General features: G+C 68.7%; 16 protein-coding genes and 1 tRNA gene. 6 read left to right on the top strand and 11 right to left on the bottom strand.

Going from position 1 to position 20,207, the window contains the following annotated elements:
• The 4 genes from JRZ79_RS16345 to JRZ79_RS16330 all read right to left on the bottom strand — a co-directional run bounded on the left by JRZ79_RS16345 (position 1) and on the right by JRZ79_RS16330 (position 6,338).
• On the bottom strand, positions 1-1,686 hold the full coding sequence (locus tag JRZ79_RS16345; RefSeq protein WP_205252560.1) for a PKD domain-containing protein: 1,686 nt from the start codon (positions 1,684-1,686) through the stop codon (positions 1-3).
• Positions 1,683-3,401: a glycosyl hydrolase family 18 protein gene (locus tag JRZ79_RS16340; RefSeq protein WP_205252559.1), complete on the bottom strand. Its 1,719-nt coding sequence runs from the start codon at positions 3,399-3,401 to the stop codon at positions 1,683-1,685. Before JRZ79_RS16340 ends, JRZ79_RS16345 begins: the two co-directional genes overlap by 4 nt.
• Positions 3,402-3,493: 92 nt before the next feature.
• Positions 3,494-5,134 carry a glycosyl hydrolase family 18 protein gene (locus JRZ79_RS16335; RefSeq protein ID WP_205252558.1) on the bottom strand — a complete coding sequence of 547 codons (1,641 nt, stop codon included), beginning with the start codon at positions 5,132-5,134 and terminating at the stop codon, positions 3,494-3,496.
• Between the two features lie 193 nt (positions 5,135-5,327).
• The gene (locus tag JRZ79_RS16330) at positions 5,328-6,338 is read right to left on the bottom strand and encodes an NADP-dependent oxidoreductase (protein ID WP_012289230.1); all 1,011 of its coding nucleotides are present in this window, start codon (positions 6,336-6,338) and stop codon (positions 5,328-5,330) included.
• Positions 6,339-6,474: 136 nt separating this feature from the next.
• Between JRZ79_RS16330 and JRZ79_RS16325 the strand changes: the two genes are divergently transcribed.
• Positions 6,475-7,107: an SDR family oxidoreductase gene (locus tag JRZ79_RS16325; RefSeq protein WP_205252557.1), complete on the top strand. Its 633-nt coding sequence runs from the start codon at positions 6,475-6,477 to the stop codon at positions 7,105-7,107.
• Between the two features lie 19 nt (positions 7,108-7,126).
• Here JRZ79_RS16325 and JRZ79_RS16320 read toward each other — a convergent pair whose 3' ends face one another.
• A complete protein-coding gene (locus tag JRZ79_RS16320) occupies positions 7,127-8,377 on the bottom strand; it encodes a PotD/PotF family extracellular solute-binding protein (RefSeq protein ID WP_205252556.1) in 1,251 nt (416 codons plus the stop codon).
• Positions 8,374-10,824 carry a chemotaxis signal transducer protein Htr18 gene (gene htr18, locus JRZ79_RS16315; RefSeq protein ID WP_205252555.1) on the bottom strand — a complete coding sequence of 817 codons (2,451 nt, stop codon included), beginning with the start codon at positions 10,822-10,824 and terminating at the stop codon, positions 8,374-8,376. Before htr18 ends, JRZ79_RS16320 begins: the two co-directional genes overlap by 4 nt.
• A 290-nt stretch (positions 10,825-11,114) precedes the next feature.
• On the opposite strand from htr18, the gene JRZ79_RS16310 reads away from it, so the two are divergent.
• The gene (locus JRZ79_RS16310; RefSeq protein WP_227970920.1) at positions 11,115-11,438 is read left to right on the top strand and encodes a hypothetical protein; all 324 of its coding nucleotides are present in this window, start codon (positions 11,115-11,117) and stop codon (positions 11,436-11,438) included.
• Here JRZ79_RS16310 and JRZ79_RS16305 read toward each other — a convergent pair whose 3' ends face one another.
• Positions 11,439-11,996 carry a hypothetical protein gene (locus tag JRZ79_RS16305; RefSeq protein ID WP_148265493.1) on the bottom strand — a complete coding sequence of 186 codons (558 nt, stop codon included), beginning with the start codon at positions 11,994-11,996 and terminating at the stop codon, positions 11,439-11,441.
• A 112-nt stretch (positions 11,997-12,108) separates the two neighbouring features.
• Here JRZ79_RS16305 and JRZ79_RS16300 point away from each other — a divergent pair, with 112 nt between their 5' ends.
• Positions 12,109-13,470 carry an NAD-dependent succinate-semialdehyde dehydrogenase gene (locus JRZ79_RS16300; RefSeq protein WP_205252553.1) on the top strand — a complete coding sequence of 454 codons (1,362 nt, stop codon included), beginning with the start codon at positions 12,109-12,111 and terminating at the stop codon, positions 13,468-13,470.
• Positions 13,471-13,625: 155 nt separating this feature from the next.
• Positions 13,626-15,962, top strand: a complete 2,337-nt coding sequence (gene htr4 / locus JRZ79_RS16295) for a chemotaxis signal transducer protein Htr4 (protein ID WP_205252552.1) — start codon at positions 13,626-13,628, stop codon at positions 15,960-15,962.
• 25 nt (positions 15,963-15,987) lie between these two features.
• On the opposite strand, the gene JRZ79_RS16290 is transcribed toward htr4, so the two are convergent.
• Complete coding sequence (locus JRZ79_RS16290; RefSeq protein ID WP_205252551.1) at positions 15,988-16,800, bottom strand: HD domain-containing protein; 813 nt, start codon at positions 16,798-16,800, stop codon at positions 15,988-15,990.
• A 206-nt stretch (positions 16,801-17,006) separates the two neighbouring features.
• Here JRZ79_RS16290 and JRZ79_RS16285 point away from each other — a divergent pair, with 206 nt between their 5' ends.
• Complete coding sequence (locus tag JRZ79_RS16285) at positions 17,007-17,297, top strand: twin-arginine translocase TatA/TatE family subunit (protein WP_136361141.1); 291 nt, start codon at positions 17,007-17,009, stop codon at positions 17,295-17,297.
• Between the two features lie 39 nt (positions 17,298-17,336).
• Positions 17,337-17,409: transfer RNA gene (locus tag JRZ79_RS16280), tRNA-Arg, on the top strand.
• 142 nt (positions 17,410-17,551) lie between these two features.
• Here the strand turns inward: JRZ79_RS16280 and JRZ79_RS16275 are convergent.
• The 3 genes from JRZ79_RS16275 to JRZ79_RS16265 form a co-directional block, all read right to left on the bottom strand.
• Complete coding sequence (locus JRZ79_RS16275) at positions 17,552-18,148, bottom strand: ABC transporter permease (RefSeq protein WP_205252550.1); 597 nt, start codon at positions 18,146-18,148, stop codon at positions 17,552-17,554.
• Positions 18,145-18,846: an ABC transporter ATP-binding protein gene (locus JRZ79_RS16270; protein ID WP_205252549.1), complete on the bottom strand. Its 702-nt coding sequence runs from the start codon at positions 18,844-18,846 to the stop codon at positions 18,145-18,147. Before JRZ79_RS16270 ends, JRZ79_RS16275 begins: the two co-directional genes overlap by 4 nt.
• A 63-nt stretch (positions 18,847-18,909) precedes the next feature.
• Entirely contained in the window at positions 18,910-20,178 is a 1,269-nt protein-coding gene (locus tag JRZ79_RS16265; RefSeq protein ID WP_205252548.1) for a Tat pathway signal protein, read from the bottom strand.
• Between the last annotated feature and the right edge of the window lie 29 nt (positions 20,179-20,207).

Below are 20,207 nucleotides of genomic sequence, written 5' to 3'. Positions count from 1 at the left end.
TCAGTTGCCGACGCGGTTGTACAGCTCGATGGCGTCCACAACGTCGTCGTTGCGGTCCATGTCGGTCTCCAACTCGACGTGGGCGGTGGCGGCGATCATGTCGACGGCGCGCTGGCGTTTCGCTGCCGTGTCGAATTTGTCCGCCAGCGGTTCACCGACGCTGACCTCAAGCGACCAGTACTGGTTGGGGTAGGCGGTGCGCATGTTGTACGGGGAGTCGTGGTACGCCAGCCGGACGGCGTACGCCGACAGCGACGACGCGACGTCCGAGTAGGCGTCGGGCACTCGCTTGTCGGGCAGCGTGATCTCGATGATGTCGCGCTGGGGGTGGCCGTATCCCGGCCGGGGGCGCTGCTCGTTGTTGTACGCGCCCGCGGACATCGTCTTCCCGAAGTTCGAGGGGCCGAGCCACCAGACGACCGCGCCGTCGAGGTGGTACGGCACGGGGCTGGTGTTCTTGAACAGCAACACCTGGTACCAGAACCAGCTGTCGCCGTGGATCTCCGTGGACAGCTCCATGGGCGCGGTGGCCGTGAACCCGTCGCCGCCGAGGGGATCGCCGGTCACCGGGTGGGTGTTGTTCTGGAGCGTGTCGAGGAGCGCGCTGTCGTAGTTGTCGAGATACGTGAAGTCGTCGCTCCACGCCGGATCGGTTTTGGCCTGCAGGTAGACGCGGTCGCGTTCTTCGACTTCGGCGTCCGCCTCGCCGCGGGCGTCCGTCGGCCACTGGGTCTGACAGAACACGCCGGGGTCGTTTGTCGCCGCGACCGGGCCGCCGGTTTCGTCCCAGGCAGCGGCTCGGCCGCTGCCCTGGAAGGTGGGTGGCTCCGTCTCGTCGGGCAACAGCATGAGCCGCGGCAGCAGTTGTGCGATGGCGTGATCCGGGACCTCGGTGTCCGCGCTGCGGAACGACTGCGCCCAGTCGAGGGCCTGGCTGCCGAGCGCGCCGAACGGCAGCGAGCCGTCCCGGACGGTGTTCCGGATGGCGTCCAAGTCCACGTTGAACGCCGCGGCCTTCTCGGCGTCCGTCCAGTTCACCGTGGCGCGCTCGACGCTGGCGACGCCGCCGCCAGCGCCGTTCTCGCCGGGCATGAAATCCAGGAACACGTCCGGAATGTGGCGCTCCTGGTAGGACGGCAGGAACTCCGCGAGCGTCGTGTCCGCGGTGAGCGCGGCGTCTTCGCCGTCGGTGACCGTGATCGTGGTGTCTGCGGACGCGGTGTCGCCGTCCGCACCGGTGACCGTGAGCGACACCGTCACAGAGCCGGCCGCAGCGAACGTGACCGTCGGCGTGGGGCCGGTGACGTCGTCCTGGTCGGGAAGCGTCCACTCGTAGCCGTCGATGTCGCCGGTCGACGCCGAGGCGTCGAGTGTGACCGACTCGCCGACCGACGGTGACGACGGACGCACCGTGATGGCCGCCGCGAGGGAACCGTCACCACCGCCGTCGTCGACGGGGCGAAGCTGGTTCCACGGCCCCCACTCGTCGCTGCCCGGTTCGTCGCCTTTCGTCCACCACTTGGCCGCCCAGACGTAGCCGTCGAAGGTGACCTCGTCGCCCTCGGTGTACGCCGTGTCGGGATCCCACGCGGGTGGGCTGTCGGATGTCGCCGTTGCCGATGCGCTCGCGCCCAGCAGCGCGCCGACCGTGAGCGCGCCGCGCTGGATGTAGGTGCGTCGGTTCATGGTGTGTGTTGATTGATCGTTTCGAGTAGCGTGCCGTCGTAGTCCTGCGAGAGCTCCCAGATCATCACGCCGCCGAGGTCTTCGGCGACCGCCAACTCGACCTTCGCAGCGATCGAAGTCGGGTCGTCGTAGCTGATGAACACGCCCTCGCTGTCGTTCCAGAGGTAGGGTACCCCGCCCTGCTCGTTGCGCTGTTTGGTCCAGGCGTCGGCGCCCTCGTAGTTCGCGGCGAGGTCGCCGTAGTCGAACGCCCCCGTGTTGGCGTCGTCGGGGCCGCGGAGGTCGTTCCACGTGCCCGGCGGGATCACGTCGTTCTGGTACTTGGGGTCGCCTTGCTGCCACTCCGACAGCGAGAACGTGTCCCAGATGCCGTTCTCAACGTTGCAGCCGCGGCCGTAGAACGGCATCCCCAACACGAGCGTGCCGGGATCGTCGACGGGGTCACCGTGGTCCTCCCACTCCATCCAGTCCACCCAGTAGCCTTGCTCCTTCCAGATCGTGAGTGTCGTTTCCAGGGTGTACTGTTGGGCGTCCCCGGACGGCGGGTAGTCCGGGGGCGTCCCGTAGATCGGCGCGTTCAGCCCGGCGGTGCCGTGCCAGACGCCCGTGAAGTCGTACGCCATCATGTAGATGTCGTCGACCACGGCGGCGACCTCGCGGTGGTTGATCAGCGCGGCGTTCCAGTCCGACCCGCCGTTGGCGACCGAGAGATCGTACGTGCGGCCGTCCTCGACCTCGGCGTCGTTGAGCCGGTCCCGGACGGTCTCCAGGAGCGCGACGTGGTTCGCGGGTCCCTGGGCGCTGCCACACTCGCATTTCCCGCGGCGCGGCCCCGGGTGTTCCCAGTCGACGTCGATGCCGTCGAAGTCGTAGGTGCGCATGAGGTCGACGGCGGTGGTGGCGAAGCGCTCCCTGCTGGCCTGGTCGGCGGCGGCGTCCTCGAAGCCCGGGGACAACCCCCAGCCGCCGATCGAGAGCTTCAGCCTGGTGTCGGCGGCCCGGTCCTCCTTGAGGCTGGCGAACGACGCCAGCAGCGACTCGTGGTCCACGTCGCTGTCGGGGAGCACCACGGTGCCGTCGGGCTGCACGTCCAGGAAGGCGTACAGCACGTCGGTGACCTGGTCGAAGGGCACGTCGGCCGGGTAGAAGTCGTAGTCGTCGGTGCCCTTCCAGCTGGGGTAGTAGCCGACGACTTTGAACTCGTCGTCGCCGGGCGACGTGGTGGCGGTGATCTGCTGTGTCGCCGTGTCTGTGGTGCCGTCGCCGGTGGTGACGGTGAGCTCGATGGTGTACTCGCCGGCGGCGTCGTAGGTGTGGGAGGCCGTGACGCCGGCTGCAGTGGTGCCGTCGCCGAACGCCCACTCGTAGCTGTCGACGCTCCCGGTGGTGTCGCTGGCGTCGACGGTCACGGCGGTCCCCGGCTCCACCGTGGTGTCGGTGACCGTGAACGCGGCCGTGGGGCCGCCCGGCGACCCGTCGACGGGGCGGCGTTGGGTCCACGGCCCCCACTCGTCGGCACCGGGTTTGTCGCCTTTCGTCCACCATTTGGCTTCCCAGACGTAGCCGTCGAAGGTCGCCTTATCGCCGTCCGTATAGACGGTGTCGGGATCCCACTCGGGCGGGGTGTCGGCGGCCGATGTTGGTGTGCTCGCCGCGAGCAGCGATGCGATGACTGCCGATGACGTGCGGAGGTAGCTGCGTCTATCGTGGGGCATGCATTGGGGGGTGCGCGCGGAGCCGGTGGCGGCCACCACGGCGGTGGGTCGCCGCCAGCGCGTCCGTGTTCGGGGGGCGATGCATCGTATCGCTACTGCCAGGCGTCCCGGACGGTGTCCAGGAGGACTTCGTTTTTGTCGCCGGAGAACGTCCAGAACATCATCCCGCCGATGTCGTGCTGGGCGGCGTAGGCGGTTTTGGCCTCGACCGACCGGGGGCTGTCGTAGCTCACGAGCACGTTCTTCGACGGCGAGTACAACCACGGCACCTTCGCGGTGTCGTCCCAGAACGTCTCGTAGTCGCTGCTCGGGGCGAGGTTCTGGGTGATGTCCCAGTACTCCTTGATGCCGTTGTCCTGTCCCCACGTTCCGTCCGGCGTGCCGTCGAAGGGCTGGTAGAGGCCGTTGTTGTCGCTGCTGGCGACGTTCCCGAAGCTGCGCCCGTAGAACGGCAGGCCAAGCGACAGCTGGGCGGGGTCGAAGGCCGTATCCAGCCAGAAGGACATCGACGCGTCCACGTAGAACTCGTCGGCGTTCGGCGACGGATCGGCTTCGGTGCCGTACAGCGGTGCTTGGTGGTTGGTGTAGTCGTTGAACGCGCCGTGGTAGTCGTAGGTCATGACGTTCAGGAAGTCAAGCGCCTCGGCGTTGGCCGCGTGGTCCAGCCCGGTGTTCTTCTCCGGGTCGGCGGACAGCGCGGTTGTTAGCTGGTAGCGCTTGCCGTCCTCGTCCTCGGCGACGTCGAGCTTCTCGCGGACGGTCTGGAGGAGTTCCGTGTACCGCTGTTTGTCGCCGTCGCGAACGACGTTGCCGGAGTTCCCGCCGCCGCCGGGGTACTCCCAGTCGATGTCCAGGCCGTCGAAGTTGTGGGTGCGCATGATCTCGATGGCGGTGTCCGCGAACCGCTCGCGGCTGGCCTGCGACTGGGCGGCGTTCGAGAAGTACGTCGAATCGTTCCAGCCGCCGATGGAGAACAGGAACGCCGTGTCGGGGTCGTCGACGAGGTCGTCGAAGCCAGTGTGGTCGTGCCAGGATTTCGGTTCGAGCACGCGCATCGCGGCGTTCTCCTGGATGTAGTCCACGGCCCCGTCCTCGCGGACGGTGAGGAACGCGTAGTTGACGTGTGTGACCTTATCCAGGGGGATGTCGCCCGGGAAGTAGTCGCGGTCCCACTGTGCCCACTGCATGTAGTAGCCGACGACGCGCCCGTCAGCGGGCGCACCGCCGTCGGCGACCAGCAGCGTCGCCGATGTCGTGTCGGTGGTGCCGTCGCCGGTGGTGACGGTGAGCTCGATGGTGTACTCGCCGGCGGCGTCGTAGGTATGAGACGCCGTGACGCCGGACGCGGTGGTGCCGTCGCCGAACGCCCACTCGTAGCTGTCGACGTCGCCGACGGTGTTGCTGGCGTCGACGGTCACGGTGGTTTCGGGCTCGATCACTGATTCGCTGGTGGTGAACGACGCGGTCGGTCCGCCGGGATCGGTGGGGCTGTCGTCGACGGGGCGAAGCTGGTTCCACGGCCCCCACTCGTCGGCACCGGGTTTGTCGCCTTTCGTCCACCATTTGGCTTCCCAGACGTAGCCGTCGAAGGTCGCCTTATCGCCGTCAGTGTAGACGGTGTCGGGGTCCCATTCGGGTGGGGTGTCGGCGGCCGATGTTGGTGTGCTCGCCGCGAGCAGCGATGCGATGACTGCTGATGACGTGCGGAGGTAGCTGCGTCTATCGTGGGGCATGTGTGAGGCGTGTCGGCCACGCCCGCAGGGGCGGGTCCTGTGCTGCGTGGCCGCGTGTCATCGCTACGCGGGGTCCGCCCTAATCAGTTTTTGTCACACAGTGACTTATAATAAATAATACGTTCGGGCGTTGGGTATAATGCCCGGCTTGACCCAACGAGGGCCGTCGATGCCGACCGGCTGACGGCTGGTGTTACTCCGAGACGCCGACGACCTGCTTGCCGATGTTGTCCCCGGAGAACAGCCCGAGGAACGCGTCCGGCGCGTTTTCGAGCCCGGAGACGACCGTCTCACGGTGCTCGATGTCGCCGGCCGCGACCCACTGCCCGAGCTGTTCGCTGGCTTCGCCGAACCGGGTGGCGAAGTCCCCAACGAGCAGCCCCTGGACTTTCGCGCGGGGCGCGATGAGCTGGGGGAGCTTCCGCGGTCCCGTCGGCACGTCCTCGTTGTTGTAGTGTGCGATCTGCCCACAGACGGCGACGCGCGCGTCGACGTTCAGCTTCGTGAACACCGCGTCGCTGATCGGGCCGCCGACGTTGTCGAAGTAGACGTCGACCCCGTCGGGGGCGGCGTCATCGAGGGCGGCGCTGTAGTCGTCGACCTGCTTGTAGTTGATCCCGGCGTCGAAGCCAAGGTCCTCGGTGAGCCAGTCGACTTTCTCCTCGGAGCCGGCGAACCCGACCACGCGGCAGCCGTTGTGCTTCGCGATCTGGCCGACCACGGAGCCGACTGCGCCCGCCGCGCCGGAGACGACCACCGTGTCCCCGGGCTTCGGGGCGCCGACCTCAAGCAGGCCGAAGTAGGCGGTGCGGCCGGGCATCCCGAGCACGCCGAGGTACGCCGGCAGATCCGCGACCGACGGGTCGACCGGCGCGACGTTGGCGGCGTCGAGGAGGCTGTAGTCCGCCCAGGTGCCGTTGCCGGACACCAGGTCGCCGGCCTCGTAGGCGTCGCTCTCGCTTTCCACGACTTCCCCAACGACGCCGCCGCTGAGGGGTTCGCCGACCGTCCACGGGTCCGCGTACGAATCGGAGTCCCGCATCCGACCGCGCATGTACGGGTCGACGGAGAGATACCGAACGCGCACCAGCAGTTCGCCGTGGCGGGGCTCGGGAACGTCGCGCTCGCGGAGTTCGAAGCTGTCCATGTCGGGTTCGCCTTCGGGTCGCTCGGCGAACACCCACTCGCGGGAAGTGTCTCGCATACAATCATCAACAACCCCCAGGGGGAGGGTAGTTACGCTTCCAGCAGCGCCTTCCGGTGTGCGCGAGCGCGCACCGAGAACAGGCACACCTGGCAGGCACCCGTAGGTATTCACCGCAGCACCGTCATGCATCCGTATGGACGTACTCGTTGCTGGCGCGCACGGACGTGTCGGCCAACACCTCACGGAACGACTCGCTGACGACGGCCACCACGTCCGCGGAATGATTCGGGACCCCGCACAGACCGACACCATCGACGGGCTGGGTGCCACCCCCGTCGTCGCGGATCTGACCGACGACGTGGCGGACGCGGTCGCGGGCTGCGACGGCGTGGTGTTTGCGGCCGGGTCCCGCGGGGAGGCGCTCGACGCGGTCGACCGGGACGGCGCGATTCGGCTGCTGTCGGCGGCCGAAGACGCCGCCGTCGACCGCTTCGTGATGCTCAGCTCGATGGGTGCAGACGATCCCGCAAGCGGCCCGGACGACCTCCGATCGTACCTGGCGGCGAAAGCCGACGCCGACGCCCGCCTCCGGGAGAGCCCCGTAGCGCACACGATCGTGCGCCCGGGCAGCCTGACCACCGACGCGGGCACCGGGCGTGTGACGGTCGCGGACACACTGGACCCGGCGGCCGGCTCGATCCCCTGTGCCGACGTGGCGCAGACGCTGGCGGCGGCGCTCACCGCGCCGGCGGCCCGCGACACGACGTTCGAAGTGCTGGCCGGCGACACCCCTGTCGCGGAGGCGGTTGCGTCCGTGGGCGATTGAGCACCGCGCCGACGGGCGCTCAGCCGGTCGCTTCGGCTTTGGCGTCCTCCCAGACGGAGACGAGCCGGTCCAAGTCGGGCACGCCGGTGTAGAACCGCGACTTGTCGATGATGTCCTGGAGGTCGTCGATCCGCAACACCGTCCGCTGTCGCCGGTTGAGCCGGTCGATCGAGGACTGATGGGGCACCACGTTGGTTCCGCCGATCGTCGGCCACATCAGGTTCTTCGCGGTGATGCCGTGTTGCATGTACGCCAAGTAGTTGGTGGACACGCTGGGGTGGCTGCCTTTCAGCATCGTCGTGGTCTCCACCCAGATCACGCCGCCCTCGTCGGGAACCCTGGCTTCGTACTCGAAGCGCCCGCCGCGCCGGAGGCTGCCGTTGATCCAGTTCCCGGAGACGAACGCGATGTCGATGTCGCCGGCCGCCAGCGCCGTGTTCAGCGACCCCACGTCGGCGTAGACGCCGGCCGCGTTCTCGAACAGCGCGACCGTCGCCTCCCGGATCCGCTCGACCTCGGCGTCGGTGTGGGTCGCGTACGGGTCGATGCCCTCCCGCAGCATCACGATCTGCACCCCCCAGAACGGGAGGTCGTAGACGCCGACGTCGTACTCGTCGGCCCACGCCGCGTCGTAGCTGCGGGCGTCCGACTCGCTGACGACGTCGGTGTTGAGCGCGAACGACGCCCACCCGAACCGCTGGGGGACGCCGTACAGCTGGCCGTCGGCGTCGAAGTTGTAGTCCTCGTCGAGGAACGCGAACTCGTAGCCGTTCTCGCGCTGGAACAGGTCGGTGTACTTGTCGAACGTGTACGGTTTCCACGCCTCGTAGTCGAGGGGGCGAATCAGGCCGGCTTCAGCTAGGTCCGGGAGCCACGCCATGTCGAACGTGGCGTGATCGAACTCCCGCCAGGCCCCGTCGTCTAAGCGGTTGAACGCGTCCAGGTTGGACGTGAACAGGTCGACCCCGGTCTGGCAGTCGAACTTCTTCTCGAAGGGACGCTGGACGTTGGCGGCCTCGTAGCCGCTCCACGTGAGGTGGCGGATCGTCTCGCCGGACGACTGGGTGTTGTCGGCGCTGTACAGCCTGTCGTCGGGTGCGGCCGGCACCGCTGCCAGCTCCGCGTCCCGCCACGCGCCGTCGTCGCCGGTGCTCGCGTCCCCGCCGTCGTCGAGTCCGCCCATGCAGCCGGCAAGCGCCGTCGTGGCGGCCGCACTGAGCGCGGCCGTTTTGACGTACTGGCGCCGGGAGAGATCAGTGTGGTCTGTCATGTGTCGTGGTGTGTCGCGTCTCGTGAGTGGTCAGTGCTGGCGGATCGAACGAACGCGCCAGTGGTGTTCTCCGCGCCGCCGTCGGCCACGGCGTGGTCCTCCCGAACGGTGAAATCCGAGAGCAACTCGTAGAGGTCCGTGGACTGATCGGAGAGGTCTTGGATCCGGTTGGTGACCTCCGTGAGGGAGGCCGTCTGTTCTTCGGCCGCGGCGGCGGCGTCCTCGGCTCTGGCGGTGGTGTCGTCGCTGATCGAGCCGACCTCGTCGACCATCGTCACGACCTCCTCGGTGGTCGTTGCCTGTTCGTCGGTCGCGGTGTTGATCGTCTGCACGCCACCGTTGGCCTCCTCGATGCGTTCGACGATCGTGTCGATCGTCTCGACGGTGTCCGTGACTGTCGACTTCCCCTCCGAGAGCCGGTCGCCCATCTCCTGCATGTCCGTGACCGCGTCGGTGGTCGAGTCCTGAACGTCGGCGATCAGCGACTCGATCTCCTGGGTGGCTTCGGTCGTCTCCTTGGACAGGGATTTGATCTCGTCGGCGACGACCGCGAACCCTTCGCCGGCCTCGCCCGCGCGGGCTGCCTCGATCGACGCGTTGAGCGCGAGCATGCTGGTCTGCTCGGCGATGTCGTCGATGAGCGTGACGATCTCCCCGATCTCGGTCATCTCGTCGTCCAGGGCTTCCATCTCGGCGATGGTGCGTTTGGCCTGCTCGTCGACGGCGTTCATCTCCTCGATGGCGTCCTGGGACCGGGCCCGACCCGACTGGCCGACGGAGACGGCGTCGTTGGATTTGGCCGCGACCTCGTCCGAGGAGGACGCGATCTCCTCGATGGTGGCAGAGAGGTCCGTCATTTCGTCGGACACGTCCTGCACGATGCCGTTCTGCTGGCGGGCGTCCGCGGACATCTCCTGGACGGACTCGCTGACCTGGCCGCTGGCGCGCTTGACCTCCTCGGCGCTCGTGGTGATGTGGTCGCTTGACTCGGCGACGTCCTTCGAGAAGCGCTGGATCCGGTGTATCGTGCCTTCCAGCTCCTCCAAGAGGCTGTTGAGGGCAGTCGCGATGGCCGCCATGGACTCGTGGTCGGTGTCCGTCTCAAGGCGCTGCGTGAGGTCGCCATCGGCGGCGTGTTCGACGGTTTCCCGGATGTCTTGGGCCTGTGATTCGAGGGCTGCCGCGAGCGCTTCGGCTTCTTCGCGGGACTGTTCGGCTTCCTTGCGGGACTGCTCGGCGGTCTCCTGGGCGTCTTCGAGGTCCGCGATCGCGGTTTCGAGATCCCAGTGCATCGTCTCCAGGGATTCGCCCAGGCGGCCGGGGACCGATTTGTCGAGCGCGTCCGCGTCGAAGTCTTGCTCGGCGAGGGCGTCGGCCTGCCCCGCCACGGTCTGGAGGTACTCTTGGATGTCGCGGAACGATCGCTTGAGATCCCCGACTTCGTCGATGCGAGTCGTCTCTTCGATCGCGGTGTCGATGTCCCCGGCCGCGATCGCCTCCGCGCGGTCGGACATGTCCGTGAGCGCGGTCAGCGCGTCACGACCGATCACGAGCACGAGCGCGCCGAGGCCGGCGACCGCGGTGACGATGAGCACGACGATGTTACGCTGTACGTCGCCTTCGAGCGCGTACGCGTTCGACGTGGGGGCGTGCTTGAGGAGCACCCAGTCGGTGCCTTCGACTTTCGCGTGGCCCACGAGCAACCCGTCCCGGGTTTCGATGCCGCTGTTCGTGGTGAGTCCCGTTGCGATGACTGGTGCGTCCCGGCCGGCACCGTACGCGCTGCTGATCGCCGACTCGTCGGCCGCGATCTGGACCGTTCCCTTGATGTCGACGACCTGCGTGTAGCTGCCGTCGATGTTCCGGCTGAACGCCTCGCCGCGGGTCTCGACGCTGTGGAAGACGAACACGGCGTTGTCGGAGCCGGGCTGCTTGCTGGCGAACGCCATGACGGGGGTGCCGCGGTAGTTGAACACGCTCGATGTGATGACGTCACCGCCCCCGTAGAAGCTGAGGCCTTCGCCGCGCCAGGGGATGGAGTACGACGTGTACGTGTCGCCCTCGACGGCGGCGTCGGTCGAGGCCCGGATGGTGTCCGTCGAGAGGTTCACGTAGTGGAGCGCTGCGGCGGTCTCTGTGAGCCCCGAGATCCGCGTGGAGAGGACCTCTGATTTGTCGGCTTGGGGGGCGGACTGGATTGCGTTGTCCTGTGAGAGGTACTGCGTTGCCGATCGCTGGCGACCGATCCATTCTTCGAGTGCTTCGGCTTCCTGTTCGGTGCTTGTGAGCAGTTCCGTGTCGCGTTGCTCGGTGACTTGTGTGGAGACTGCTTGTGTCGTGAATACGCCGACGCCGACGAGGACGAGCATGATGGTGACGATGACCACTGCCGCTTTTCGCAGCAGACTCGTCCGTATCGCTGTCGGAACGTACGTGCCCAGCGCCATAGTTGTGTTATGTGTTCACACACGTAAAGGCCCTTCTCCGGGATCAGCAGAACCTGTCCGCTACCGCCGACTGAAGCCGTAAAAAGCCGTTGCCGTGGTCAGTGCTCGGCGTGGTCTGCCCCACTGACGAACCACTGTGTCGGGGTGCACCTGGCTGGTAGCCCGCCGTCCGTGCGCTTTCGGCGAGACACTCACCGGATGGTAACGTGGTTTCGTACGGTATGCCATATGTTTACATACCTCATGCCCCATGTATGTACTGTCGGCACCCCAACTGGAGGTCACGCACAATGTCCACCGAATCCAACGACACATCCGAGACGGCGTTCGAGTTCAGCCTTCCCGAGCAGTGGGCGCTTCACAGTGCTGTCCGCAGCCACACCAAAGACGCCCTCGACGAGAGCAGCAGACTCCCGTACCCGGCGGTCGAACTCGCCATCCTCGGGCGCATCGAGGACGGCGAGTTCACGTTCACGGCCTTCGAGTGCAGGCGACTCGCTGCCCTCCTCTCGCAGTACGCCACACACGACCAGACGCCACGGATCGACCACGACCCCGCGCGCGCCATCGCCGGGCAGCTGCGCGACCACTGCCAGCCGCCGCGCCACCGGTGATCACGACTGCGCGTCGTCGCCGCTGCACGCGAAAATCTCTTCCCGATCAGCCAGAAACGACGACACACCATCGAACGCGTCGATCTCCGAGAGGTGGGCGTACGCCCCGCGGTGGTCGTGCAGCAACTCGAGTTCCGCCAGCCGGCGCTGCACCGGCGTGATCACGTCGGCGAGACGCTTGTGGCCGGGGTTGTGATCCACCGTGTCGCCGGCCGGCTCGAACGCAACGCGCTCGGTCGCCGTGATGTAGACCGTGCCGTCGCGGTGGCTGCCCCGCACCGCGTAGGTGAACGGGTTGCTGCCCAACGGGCGTCGGTACACCGCCCGGAGCCGGTAGTCCGTCGCGCCGTCAACGCTGACGTGGCCGTTGAAACGGAGCCGCAACACCGCCTCCGTCAGCTCGTACTCGAATCGCAGCTTCGCCACGGCGGCGTCCTCCCCGAAATACGTCTTCACGCGGTTCGCGCTGTACAGCTGCTCGCCCCCGCGCTGGTACGGGCGCGACACTGCAGCCGCCGCCGCGCCGATCCGGTGGCGAGTCAACCCCCCTTGAGTCACGACCCCGGATATGCGTGACGGGGATAAAAGTTTGGCGTCGAAACGGAGGCCGCCCACCCTCGGTGGTGGCTGGTGCAGAAGGCGCAAACCCGTCGGGAAACAACGCCACCATATGGACGACATCAACCCCGCAACCGCGGCCCGGATCGACACCTACGAGACGGACACTGCTGCCGACATCGAGGCCGCGCTCGCTCGCGCTGCGGACGCCGCCGACGACTGGCGGGACCGCCCGATCCGGGAGCGCGAGCGCCACGTCGCGGCCGCAGGGGACGTGCTCCGGGAGAACACACAGACGTACGCCGAGTTGATCACCGCTGAGATGGGGAAGCCGATCACGCAGGCCCGCGCGGAGATCGAGAAGTGTGCGGCGGTCTGTGACCACTACGCGACGCACGCCAGCGCGTACCTCCAGCCCGACGGCCACCCGAGCCCCCCCGGCGCGGACGTGCAGACCGTCTACGAGCCCCTCGGGCCGGTGCTGGCGGTGATGCCGTGGAACTTCCCGTTCTGGCAGGTGTTCCGGTTCGCCGCGCCGGCGCTCGCGGCGGGCAACGTCGCGCTCCTGAAACACGCCTCGAACGTGCCCGGGTGTGCGGAAGCCATCGCGGACGTCTTCGAGGCGGCGGGGCTGCCGGCGGGCGTGTTCCAGACGCTGCTCGTCGGCGCGGACGCCGTCGAGGACGTGATTCGGGACGACCGGGTGCGCGCCGCGACGCTCACCGGGAGCGAGCCCGCAGGCAGCGCGGTCGCCGCGACCGCCGGCGAGACACTCAAGAAGACCGTGCTCGAACTCGGGGGCAGTGACCCGTTCGTGGTGCTCGACGACGCCGACGTGGCGGCGGCCGCGGCCAGCGGCGCGTGGGCGCGCACCCTCAACAGCGGGCAGTCCTGCATCGCGGCCAAACGGTTCATCGTTCACACGGACGTCTACGAGGCGTTCCGCGACGCGTTCGTCTCCGAGATCGACTCACTCACCGTGGGCGATCCGACGCGCGAGGAGACCGATGTCGGCCCGCAGGCCAGCGCCGCTGGGCTGGACACCACCCACGAGCAGGTGCGGGCGTCCGTCGACGCGGGCGCGACCGTGGTGACCGGCGGCCAGCCCAGTGACCGCGAGGGCGCGTTCTACGAGCCGACGGTGCTCACCGACGTGCCGGCGGGCTGTCCCGCCGACACCGAGGAGCTGTTCGGGCCGGTGGCGGCGGTCTTCGAGGTGCCCGACGAGGCGGCGGCGATCGCGAAGGCCAACGCCACGGCGTTCGGACTCGGGGCCAGCGTGTGGACGGCCGACCGGGATCGCGGCCGCCGGGTCGCCCGCGCCATGGACGCCGGCTGCGCGTACGTGAACCAGCCGGTGACCTCCGACCCCCGAGTTCCGTTCGGCGGGATCGGACGCTCCGGGTACGGCCGCGAGCTGGCCGGTGCGGGCATCCGGGCGTTCGTCAACCGGAAGACGCTGTGGGTGGAGTGAGTCGCCGGTCCGGGCCCGGCGCGCAAATGGCCACAACAATCATGAACACGACGTGGCCCCGTGAGTCATGCTCTCATTCGTGCGCCGTCAGGCGTTTTCAGGCGTGAGACTCCTGGGTGTGGTTTTATATACGAGACGCGTTTGACCGGAGAGTAATGTCGATACGATCGTTTGCGCATCGAATGCTGCGGCGGGCGCTGCCCGGGTTCGTTCGCCGGAGCTATCTCGCGAAGTTCGGTGTCGCGCTTCTCGCGGTGGTCGTCTGTATCAGCGCCGCGGGCGGCGTGATGTATCTGAACACCTCCGAACACCTCCAACAGAGATCGCGGACCGAACTCAAGAAGGCCGCCGAGCTCAGCTCGTCGGCGGTGGATAACTGGCACGACGAACGCACGAACAACGCCAGGATGCTCGCTCAGTACGGCGTCTTTGACAACGACAACGCCACCGAGGTCCAGCAGTTCTTCACCGACGAGCAACACCACCTGCCAAGCGACGTGCGTGACATCCACTACGTGAGCCTGACCGACGCCCGGATCATCACGAGCACCGACGCGGGCCTTCGAAACGCGTCCTTTGGCTCCGAGGCGGCCCCGTGGAGCCGCCAGCAGCTCACCCCCGGCGACGACGGCGTGTTCGTCTCCCAGCCGTACGTGAACGACGGGATCACGGAGGTCGCGTACGTCGCACGCGTCTCCAGCACCCCGGGCCGGCGCACCGCGGTCGTGATGACGGCGAGTCTGGCGGCGATCTCGTCGAGCTTCTGGGATCCGACGCCCCACAGCTTCACGCAGCTCGTCGACGGCACCGGCTCGGTGATCGCCGACGACAGCAAGCGCGCCACCCGGCAACCGTACGTCGAAAACGCCACGTCGCCGATCGTCGGGGCGAGGGCTGTGGGCTTCCAGCCGGCGGCACAGGGGGTCAAGGAGATGGACCAGGCCCACGAGACCGCGTACGCACCCGTCGACGGCACCCCGTGGGTGGTGACCCTGCACGTGCCGACCAGCGAAGCCTACGGCCTCGCGTCGAACATGGCGGAGAACGTGTTGCTGATCTTGGGGATCGCGCTTGCCGGCCTGGTGTTCATCGCGCTCACGCTCGGTCGCGGCACCGTGCGCGCGCTGAACGACCTGGAGGCGAAGGCCGCCGCCCTGGAGCGCGGCGAGTACGACACGGACCTGGACGTCGCCCGTGTGGACGAGTTGGGGCGGCTGTTCGAGGCGTTCGCTAGCCTCCGGGACACCGTTCAGGCGCGGATTCGGGACGCCAACGAGCAACAGGCGGACGCGGAGGCGGCGCGGTCGGAAGCCGAGGCCGCACAGGCCGACGCGGAAGCCGCGCAGGCCGAGGCGGAGGCCGCACGCGAGGAGTCCGAGGCGCAGGCGCGCCGCCTGGAGACGACCGCCGAGGCGTTCTCGGAGACGATGCGTGCGTACGCCGCCGGCGACCTGACGGTGCGCCTGGATGCGGACGTCGAGCAGGCGGCGATGGCGGACATCGCGGCGGCGTTCAACGAGATGGCGGCGGACATGGAGGCGACGATCGCGGACGTGGTGGCGTTCGCCGACGAGGTCGCGACCGCCAGCACCGACGCCTCCGACAGCGCGGCAGCCGTCGAGCAGACCGGCCGCGACGTCTCCGACGCCGTCGGGCGGATCCGCGACCGGGCGGCCGACCAGCGCGACCAACTGGAAGCCGTGGCCAGCGAAACCGACGAGATGTCGGCCACCATCGAGGAAGTCGCGGCGAGCGCCGACCAGGTCGCGGAAACCTCCCAGCGCGCGGCCGCGCTGGGCGACGACGGCCAGGCGGCGGCACAGGACGCGGTCGCGCAACTCGAAGAGATCGAGGACGAGACGCAGGCGGCGGCGACCGCGGTCGACGACTTGGAGGCGAAGATGAGCGAGATCGAGACGATCGTAGCGGCGATCACGGACATCGCCGAGCAGACGAACATGCTGGCGCTGAACGCCAACATTGAGGCCGCCCGCGCCGACCAGGACGGTGACGGCTTCGCCGTGGTCGCCGACGAGGTCAAGGACCTCGCCGACGAGTCGAAGTCGTCGGCCGCCGAAATCGAGGCGCTCGTCGCGGAGGTGCGCGCACAGACCGAGACCAGCGTGGCGGCGATGGACCGCATCCAGGAGCGGGTTTCCGACGGCGTCGAAACCGTCTCGGAGACTGAACGGTCGCTGTCGGAGATCGCCGGCCGGATCGCGGAGGCGGACACGGGCGTCCAGGAGATCTCGAACGCGATGGACGACCAGGCGGCGTCGGTGTCGGACGTCACGACCGCAGTGGGTGACGTGGCGGCGCTGGGCGAGGAGACGGCGACGGAGGCCGAATCGACAGCCGACGCGGCGGCCGAGCAGGCAACGACGCTCTCTGACGTGGCGGCCCAAACGGAGACGTTGGCCGAGCACGCGGTCGCCCTGCGCGAGCACGCCGCCCAGTTCGAAGTGGCCGCCGACAACGAGCGCGCGGAGTGACTCGGCGGGACGCTCAGGCAGCCGCCTACAGCTCGATGCGTTCGACGAGCGCGTCGCCCTCGCCCGTCGAGTTCAACGCGACGATGCGCACGTCGTCTTCGATGCCCGAGCGGTGGAGTTTCTCCTTCAGGAGGTTGTCCACCTGGTAGACGCCGGCGGCGTTCTGCATCTCGATCTCCACGAGCACCGGCGCGTCGTCGCCCTCCTGGAGGGCGACCCGGCTGATCGCCTGACTGGACAGCGTGTTGATGCCGCGGCCGCCGCGCTCGTAGGGCAACCGCGACCGGCCGTGCTCCATGTCGAGGCCGTCGGCCACCCGGATGACACCGGCCTCGGTCGTCAACGGGGTTTCTTCGGTGTGGTGACAGAGGATCGCGTGCAGCACCTCGCCTTTCACGCGGACGGCGTCGGCGGGGTCGTAGAACTCCGGCAGGATGCGGTCCAGGATGTCCGCGGCCAGCGGGATCGAGTAGTAGGCGTGGTCGTCGCGGTGGACGACGTGCCCGATGTCGTGGAGCGTGGCCGCCAGCGCCACGATCACCGGCTCGTCGGCTTCCGACAGCCCCTGGTCGGTGGCCCCGTTGAACGGGACGCCGCCGCGCTTCAGGAGGGCGTACAGCCGCAGCGCGCGGTTGCGCACGATCTCGATGTGTTTCGCGCCGTGGTCGTTGTACCCCTTCCGGGTGACCGGGTTGACGTTCTGGGCGGTGAGGTACGCCGTCACCGCCTCGTCGTCGAGCACGTACTCCAGAACATCGTTCAGGCGACCGTCCGGGAACGCGTGGGACTGCGCCGGATCGTACGCTCGCGTCGGATTCGATTGGTCGGGCTGTGTCATCTCCGGCAACGTTGGATGGCTGCCAGGAAAAAGCCGGCGGGGAAATCGGGTGCAGACGCCGGGGGCCGGAGCCACCGACATCCCACGCAAGGAGAACACCACCAGCCGGGGTGGGTTGCGCGCATCCGGGGCCGAATCGGCCCGTGACCACCCGCCTGGAGCGAGCATAAAGCCTATAGTCAAGAGATGGGTATCCGTAGGTAGAGATGCTCACCAGCACCCCACTGTTCATTGGTGGCTTTCCCGGCGGGATGGAGTTAGCGGTCGTCCTGCTCATCGCCATTCTGCTGTTCGGGGCGAACAAGATCCCGAAGCTCGCCCGCTCCAGCGGCGAGGCGATCGGCGAGTTCCAGAAGGGCCGCGAGGAAGTCGAACAGGAGCTCCAGGAGATCAAATCCGAGTCCGCGCCCGACGCGAGCGCGGACGCCACCGCTGACACGACCAGCGACACGACCACGGACGCGACCAGCAGCGCCGACGACACGGCGACCAACTAACGCAACTGATTTTCGCCGTGGGACCCACGCCGGACGTGTGGGCGTGTGGCCAAGCGGACACGGCGAGAGGTTCCTAACCTCTAGATCGCGGGTTCGAGTCCCGCCACGCCCGTGCAGCGAGGAGCGAAGCGACGGGCCAACCGGCATGACCGGATTCGAAGCACGCGGGACGCGCACCGCGGGGTCACGTCCCGCCACGCCCGGTTCTTCGAGTACGCGCTGACCGGTGCCGAAGTCGAGTTCCGGAGCCGCGCTTAGGTCGCTCGGAACGCGGTGGCGGGGTCGGTGCGTGCGGCGCGCCATGCCGGATACAGGCCGGCGACCGCACCGAGAAGCGCCCCGGCGGCGACGGCACCGCTGCCCCACTCCACGAGCACCACGGTAGGCACCCCGGCAGAGGCGGTGACGGCGGCTGTAGCGAGCGCGCCACCCACAACGCCGCCGACACCCCCGAGGCCGCCGCAGAGCGCGGCCTCCACGACGAACAGGTGCGCGATGTCAGCGGGCTGCGCGCCCGCGGCCCGCATGACCGCGATCTCGGGGGCGCGCTCGACGGCCGCCACGAGCATGACGGCGGCGATCGCGACCGCGCCCACGCCGGCCCCGAGGACGGCCACCATGGCTGCGAGCACGCCGCCAGGGACACCCCAGACACGGGCGAGTGGAACGTCGGCGGGCGACCCCGCGCCGAGCCAGTGGACGGCGAGTGTGGTGTCGAAGCCCGCCGCCACCCCTACGAGCGTGAGCGCCGTGCCCGTGCTGGCTGCGACGCCGAGCGCCGCCAGCCCCGATCGGCGCGGGTGGCCGCGGATCGCGCGCAGCCCCATGCGAACGCTCTCGAACTGGTTCATGCCGTGTCACCGTCGGGATGCCGGATGGCGCCGTCGTGGAGCGCGAGCCGACGGTCCGCGTGGTCGGCGACGCACGCGGTGTGCGTCGCGACGAGCACCGTGGTGTCGGCGTCCTGTTGGTCGGTGATCGCGGCCACGATCTCGCGGCCAGCGTCGGCGTCGAGCGCCGCGGCGGGCTCGTCGACGAGCACCACCGCGGGGTCGGCGACCAGTGCGCGCGCGAGTGCCACCCGGTGGCGGTGGACGCCCGACAGCGCCGCGGCTGGCCGGGTGGCGTGGCTGGCCGGGAGGCCGGCCCGCTCTAGGGCGGTGGTGGCGCGTCGCCTGCGCTGTCGGCCCGGCACCCCCTGGAACAACAGCGGGAGGGCGGCGTTTTCGACGGCACTGCGCCGCGGCAACACGGTGGTGCCCGGGAACACCACGCCGATGGTTTCGGCGCGGAAGTCGGTCCGTGCTGTCGGGTCAAGCTGGGTGACATCGGTGCCGTCGACGACCACGCGGCCGCTCGTGGGGGCGGCCAGGCAGCCCAGGACCGCCAGCAGTGTGGATGCGCCACAGCCCCGCGGCCCGACGACGGCGGTGTACGAGCCACGCGGGAGGCGGAGGGACACGTCGCGGAGGGCGTGGACTGGCTGGCCGCCACGCTGGTAGGTCTTGCGGACGGCGTCGAGTGCGACCGCTGGGGCGACCTCGCTCATCGGTGGTCACCCGGGCTGCGGTCGGCGCTGGCGTGGGTGCGTCGGGGCACGATCGGGGCGTGATTACGCGTCCGGCTTCGGGAGCGCGCGCTTGGGGCGGGGCGGCACCAGGAAGTTCCCGCGGTTGGTGACCGAGAGGTACTGTCGGATGCCGTTGTTCGCCGTGCGGCCGACGGCGCTGTCCGCGGTGACATCAGCGCCGTTCATCGCCTCGCGCGTGCGGACGAAGTCGCTGATCGCTGACTGCAGCGCGAGGAAGTGCACGCCGGCCTGTCCGCCGTCAGTGGAGTCGAAATCGCGGCGGAGGATGATCGGGCGGCCGTCCTCGCGGACGGCCTGGAGCTTCTGGCCGTGGCCGACCATGCCGTCCTCGCGGGCGGACTCCGCCGGCGCCGGTGAGCCGTCCAGTCCGGGGGCAGCACCGAGGTTCTCGCCCGTGCCTTCGATGCGGTCGTCGGCGGCGTGGGCGGGACAGAACATCTTGGCCTCGCGGTCCTCGCGGTCGTCCTGGCCGTACCACTGCTGGAGGTTGAGCGTGATGTGGGAGACGTGCTGGGTGGTGCCGCCCGCGAACGGACCGTCGTCGATCGTGACGCGGTCTTCGGTGGCCTGACTCCCTTCGAAGTCGGATTTGAACCCCATGTAGAGGGGGGCGTCCTCGGAAACGGGGGCGTCGTCGGGAACGCCGCCGGTGTCCTGGTTGTCCGCGGGGAGTCCAGCACCGACGAACCCGGTCCGGCGGTCGACCACGTCGAACACCGACGTGAGCGTGGCGTCGATCGGCTCGTCGTTCGCGGCGTCGCGGTCGCCGCGGAGCGCCGCCTCGGCTTCGAGCACCGCGTCGGCACGGTCGCTTGCGAGATGGAGGATCGCGTCGGGCTCGTCGAGCGTGGGGGATTCGAGTTCCGAGAGCGCGCGCGGGCGGGGCAGATCAACCCCCGTCGGAGTGGCGTCCAGCGCGTCGAAGTACGCCGGCGAGTAGCCGATGGTGAACAACAGCCCTTCGTTCGACCACTCGTAGGCGCGTTCGAGCGCGGTGAGTGCAGCCGTGACTGCCCTGCGGTCGGCGTCGGTGGTGGCCGCTGGGCCGGCAGGAAGTGACAAGTGCAGCAGGACGTGGTGGCGGGGTGGCAACACGTTCCCGGCGTCGTCGCGTGCGGCGTGGTCGTTCCACGCGTGCTGTCGCGTGGGGAGCGTGGTCGGGTCGGCAACGCCGCCGGGGATCGGGTCGTCGGTGCGTCCGAGGCACGCCGACAGCGCGCTCGCGCCGCCGATGGCGACGGCGGCTTTCAGGAACTCGCGCCGCGGGACGCCACGCTGGTCGGAGTTCATACGTCCCGTAGGGGCTGGCGGAGTTAATG

The organism is Halobacterium sp. BOL4-2 (genome assembly GCF_016917835.2).
In the GTDB taxonomy this organism is placed as follows: Archaea; Halobacteriota; Halobacteria; order Halobacteriales; family Halobacteriaceae; genus Halobacterium; species Halobacterium salinarum.
The sequence above is the reverse complement of the archived record's forward strand: the minus strand, read 5'-3'. Positions and strand labels throughout refer to the sequence as shown.

What these genes read in the sequence shown, in the direction of transcription:
- JRZ79_RS16345 (WP_205252560.1), bottom strand. Translation starts at nt 1,686, where the DNA reads ATGAACCGACGCACCTACATCCAGCGCGGCGCGCTCACGGTCGGCGCG.
- JRZ79_RS16340 (WP_205252559.1), bottom strand. Translation starts at nt 3,401, where the DNA reads ATGCCCCACGATAGACGCAGCTACCTCCGCACGTCATCGGCAGTCATC.
- JRZ79_RS16335 (WP_205252558.1), bottom strand. Translation starts at nt 5,134, where the DNA reads ATGCCCCACGATAGACGCAGCTACCTCCGCACGTCATCAGCAGTCATC.
- JRZ79_RS16330 (WP_012289230.1), bottom strand. Translation starts at nt 6,338, where the DNA reads ATGCGAGACACTTCCCGCGAGTGGGTGTTCGCCGAGCGACCCGAAGGC.
- JRZ79_RS16325 (WP_205252557.1), top strand. Translation starts at nt 6,475, where the DNA reads ATGGACGTACTCGTTGCTGGCGCGCACGGACGTGTCGGCCAACACCTC.
- JRZ79_RS16320 (WP_205252556.1), bottom strand. Translation starts at nt 8,377, where the DNA reads ATGACAGACCACACTGATCTCTCCCGGCGCCAGTACGTCAAAACGGCC.
- htr18 (WP_205252555.1), bottom strand. Translation starts at nt 10,824, where the DNA reads ATGGCGCTGGGCACGTACGTTCCGACAGCGATACGGACGAGTCTGCTG.
- JRZ79_RS16310 (WP_227970920.1), top strand. Translation starts at nt 11,115, where the DNA reads ATGTCCACCGAATCCAACGACACATCCGAGACGGCGTTCGAGTTCAGC.
- JRZ79_RS16300 (WP_205252553.1), top strand. Translation starts at nt 12,109, where the DNA reads ATGGACGACATCAACCCCGCAACCGCGGCCCGGATCGACACCTACGAG.
- htr4 (WP_205252552.1), top strand. Translation starts at nt 13,626, where the DNA reads ATGTCGATACGATCGTTTGCGCATCGAATGCTGCGGCGGGCGCTGCCC.
- JRZ79_RS16290 (WP_205252551.1), bottom strand. Translation starts at nt 16,800, where the DNA reads ATGACACAGCCCGACCAATCGAATCCGACGCGAGCGTACGATCCGGCG.
- JRZ79_RS16285 (WP_136361141.1), top strand. Translation starts at nt 17,007, where the DNA reads ATGCTCACCAGCACCCCACTGTTCATTGGTGGCTTTCCCGGCGGGATG.
- JRZ79_RS16275 (WP_205252550.1), bottom strand. Translation starts at nt 18,148, where the DNA reads ATGAACCAGTTCGAGAGCGTTCGCATGGGGCTGCGCGCGATCCGCGGC.
- JRZ79_RS16270 (WP_205252549.1), bottom strand. Translation starts at nt 18,846, where the DNA reads ATGAGCGAGGTCGCCCCAGCGGTCGCACTCGACGCCGTCCGCAAGACC.
- JRZ79_RS16265 (WP_205252548.1), bottom strand. Translation starts at nt 20,178, where the DNA reads ATGAACTCCGACCAGCGTGGCGTCCCGCGGCGCGAGTTCCTGAAAGCC.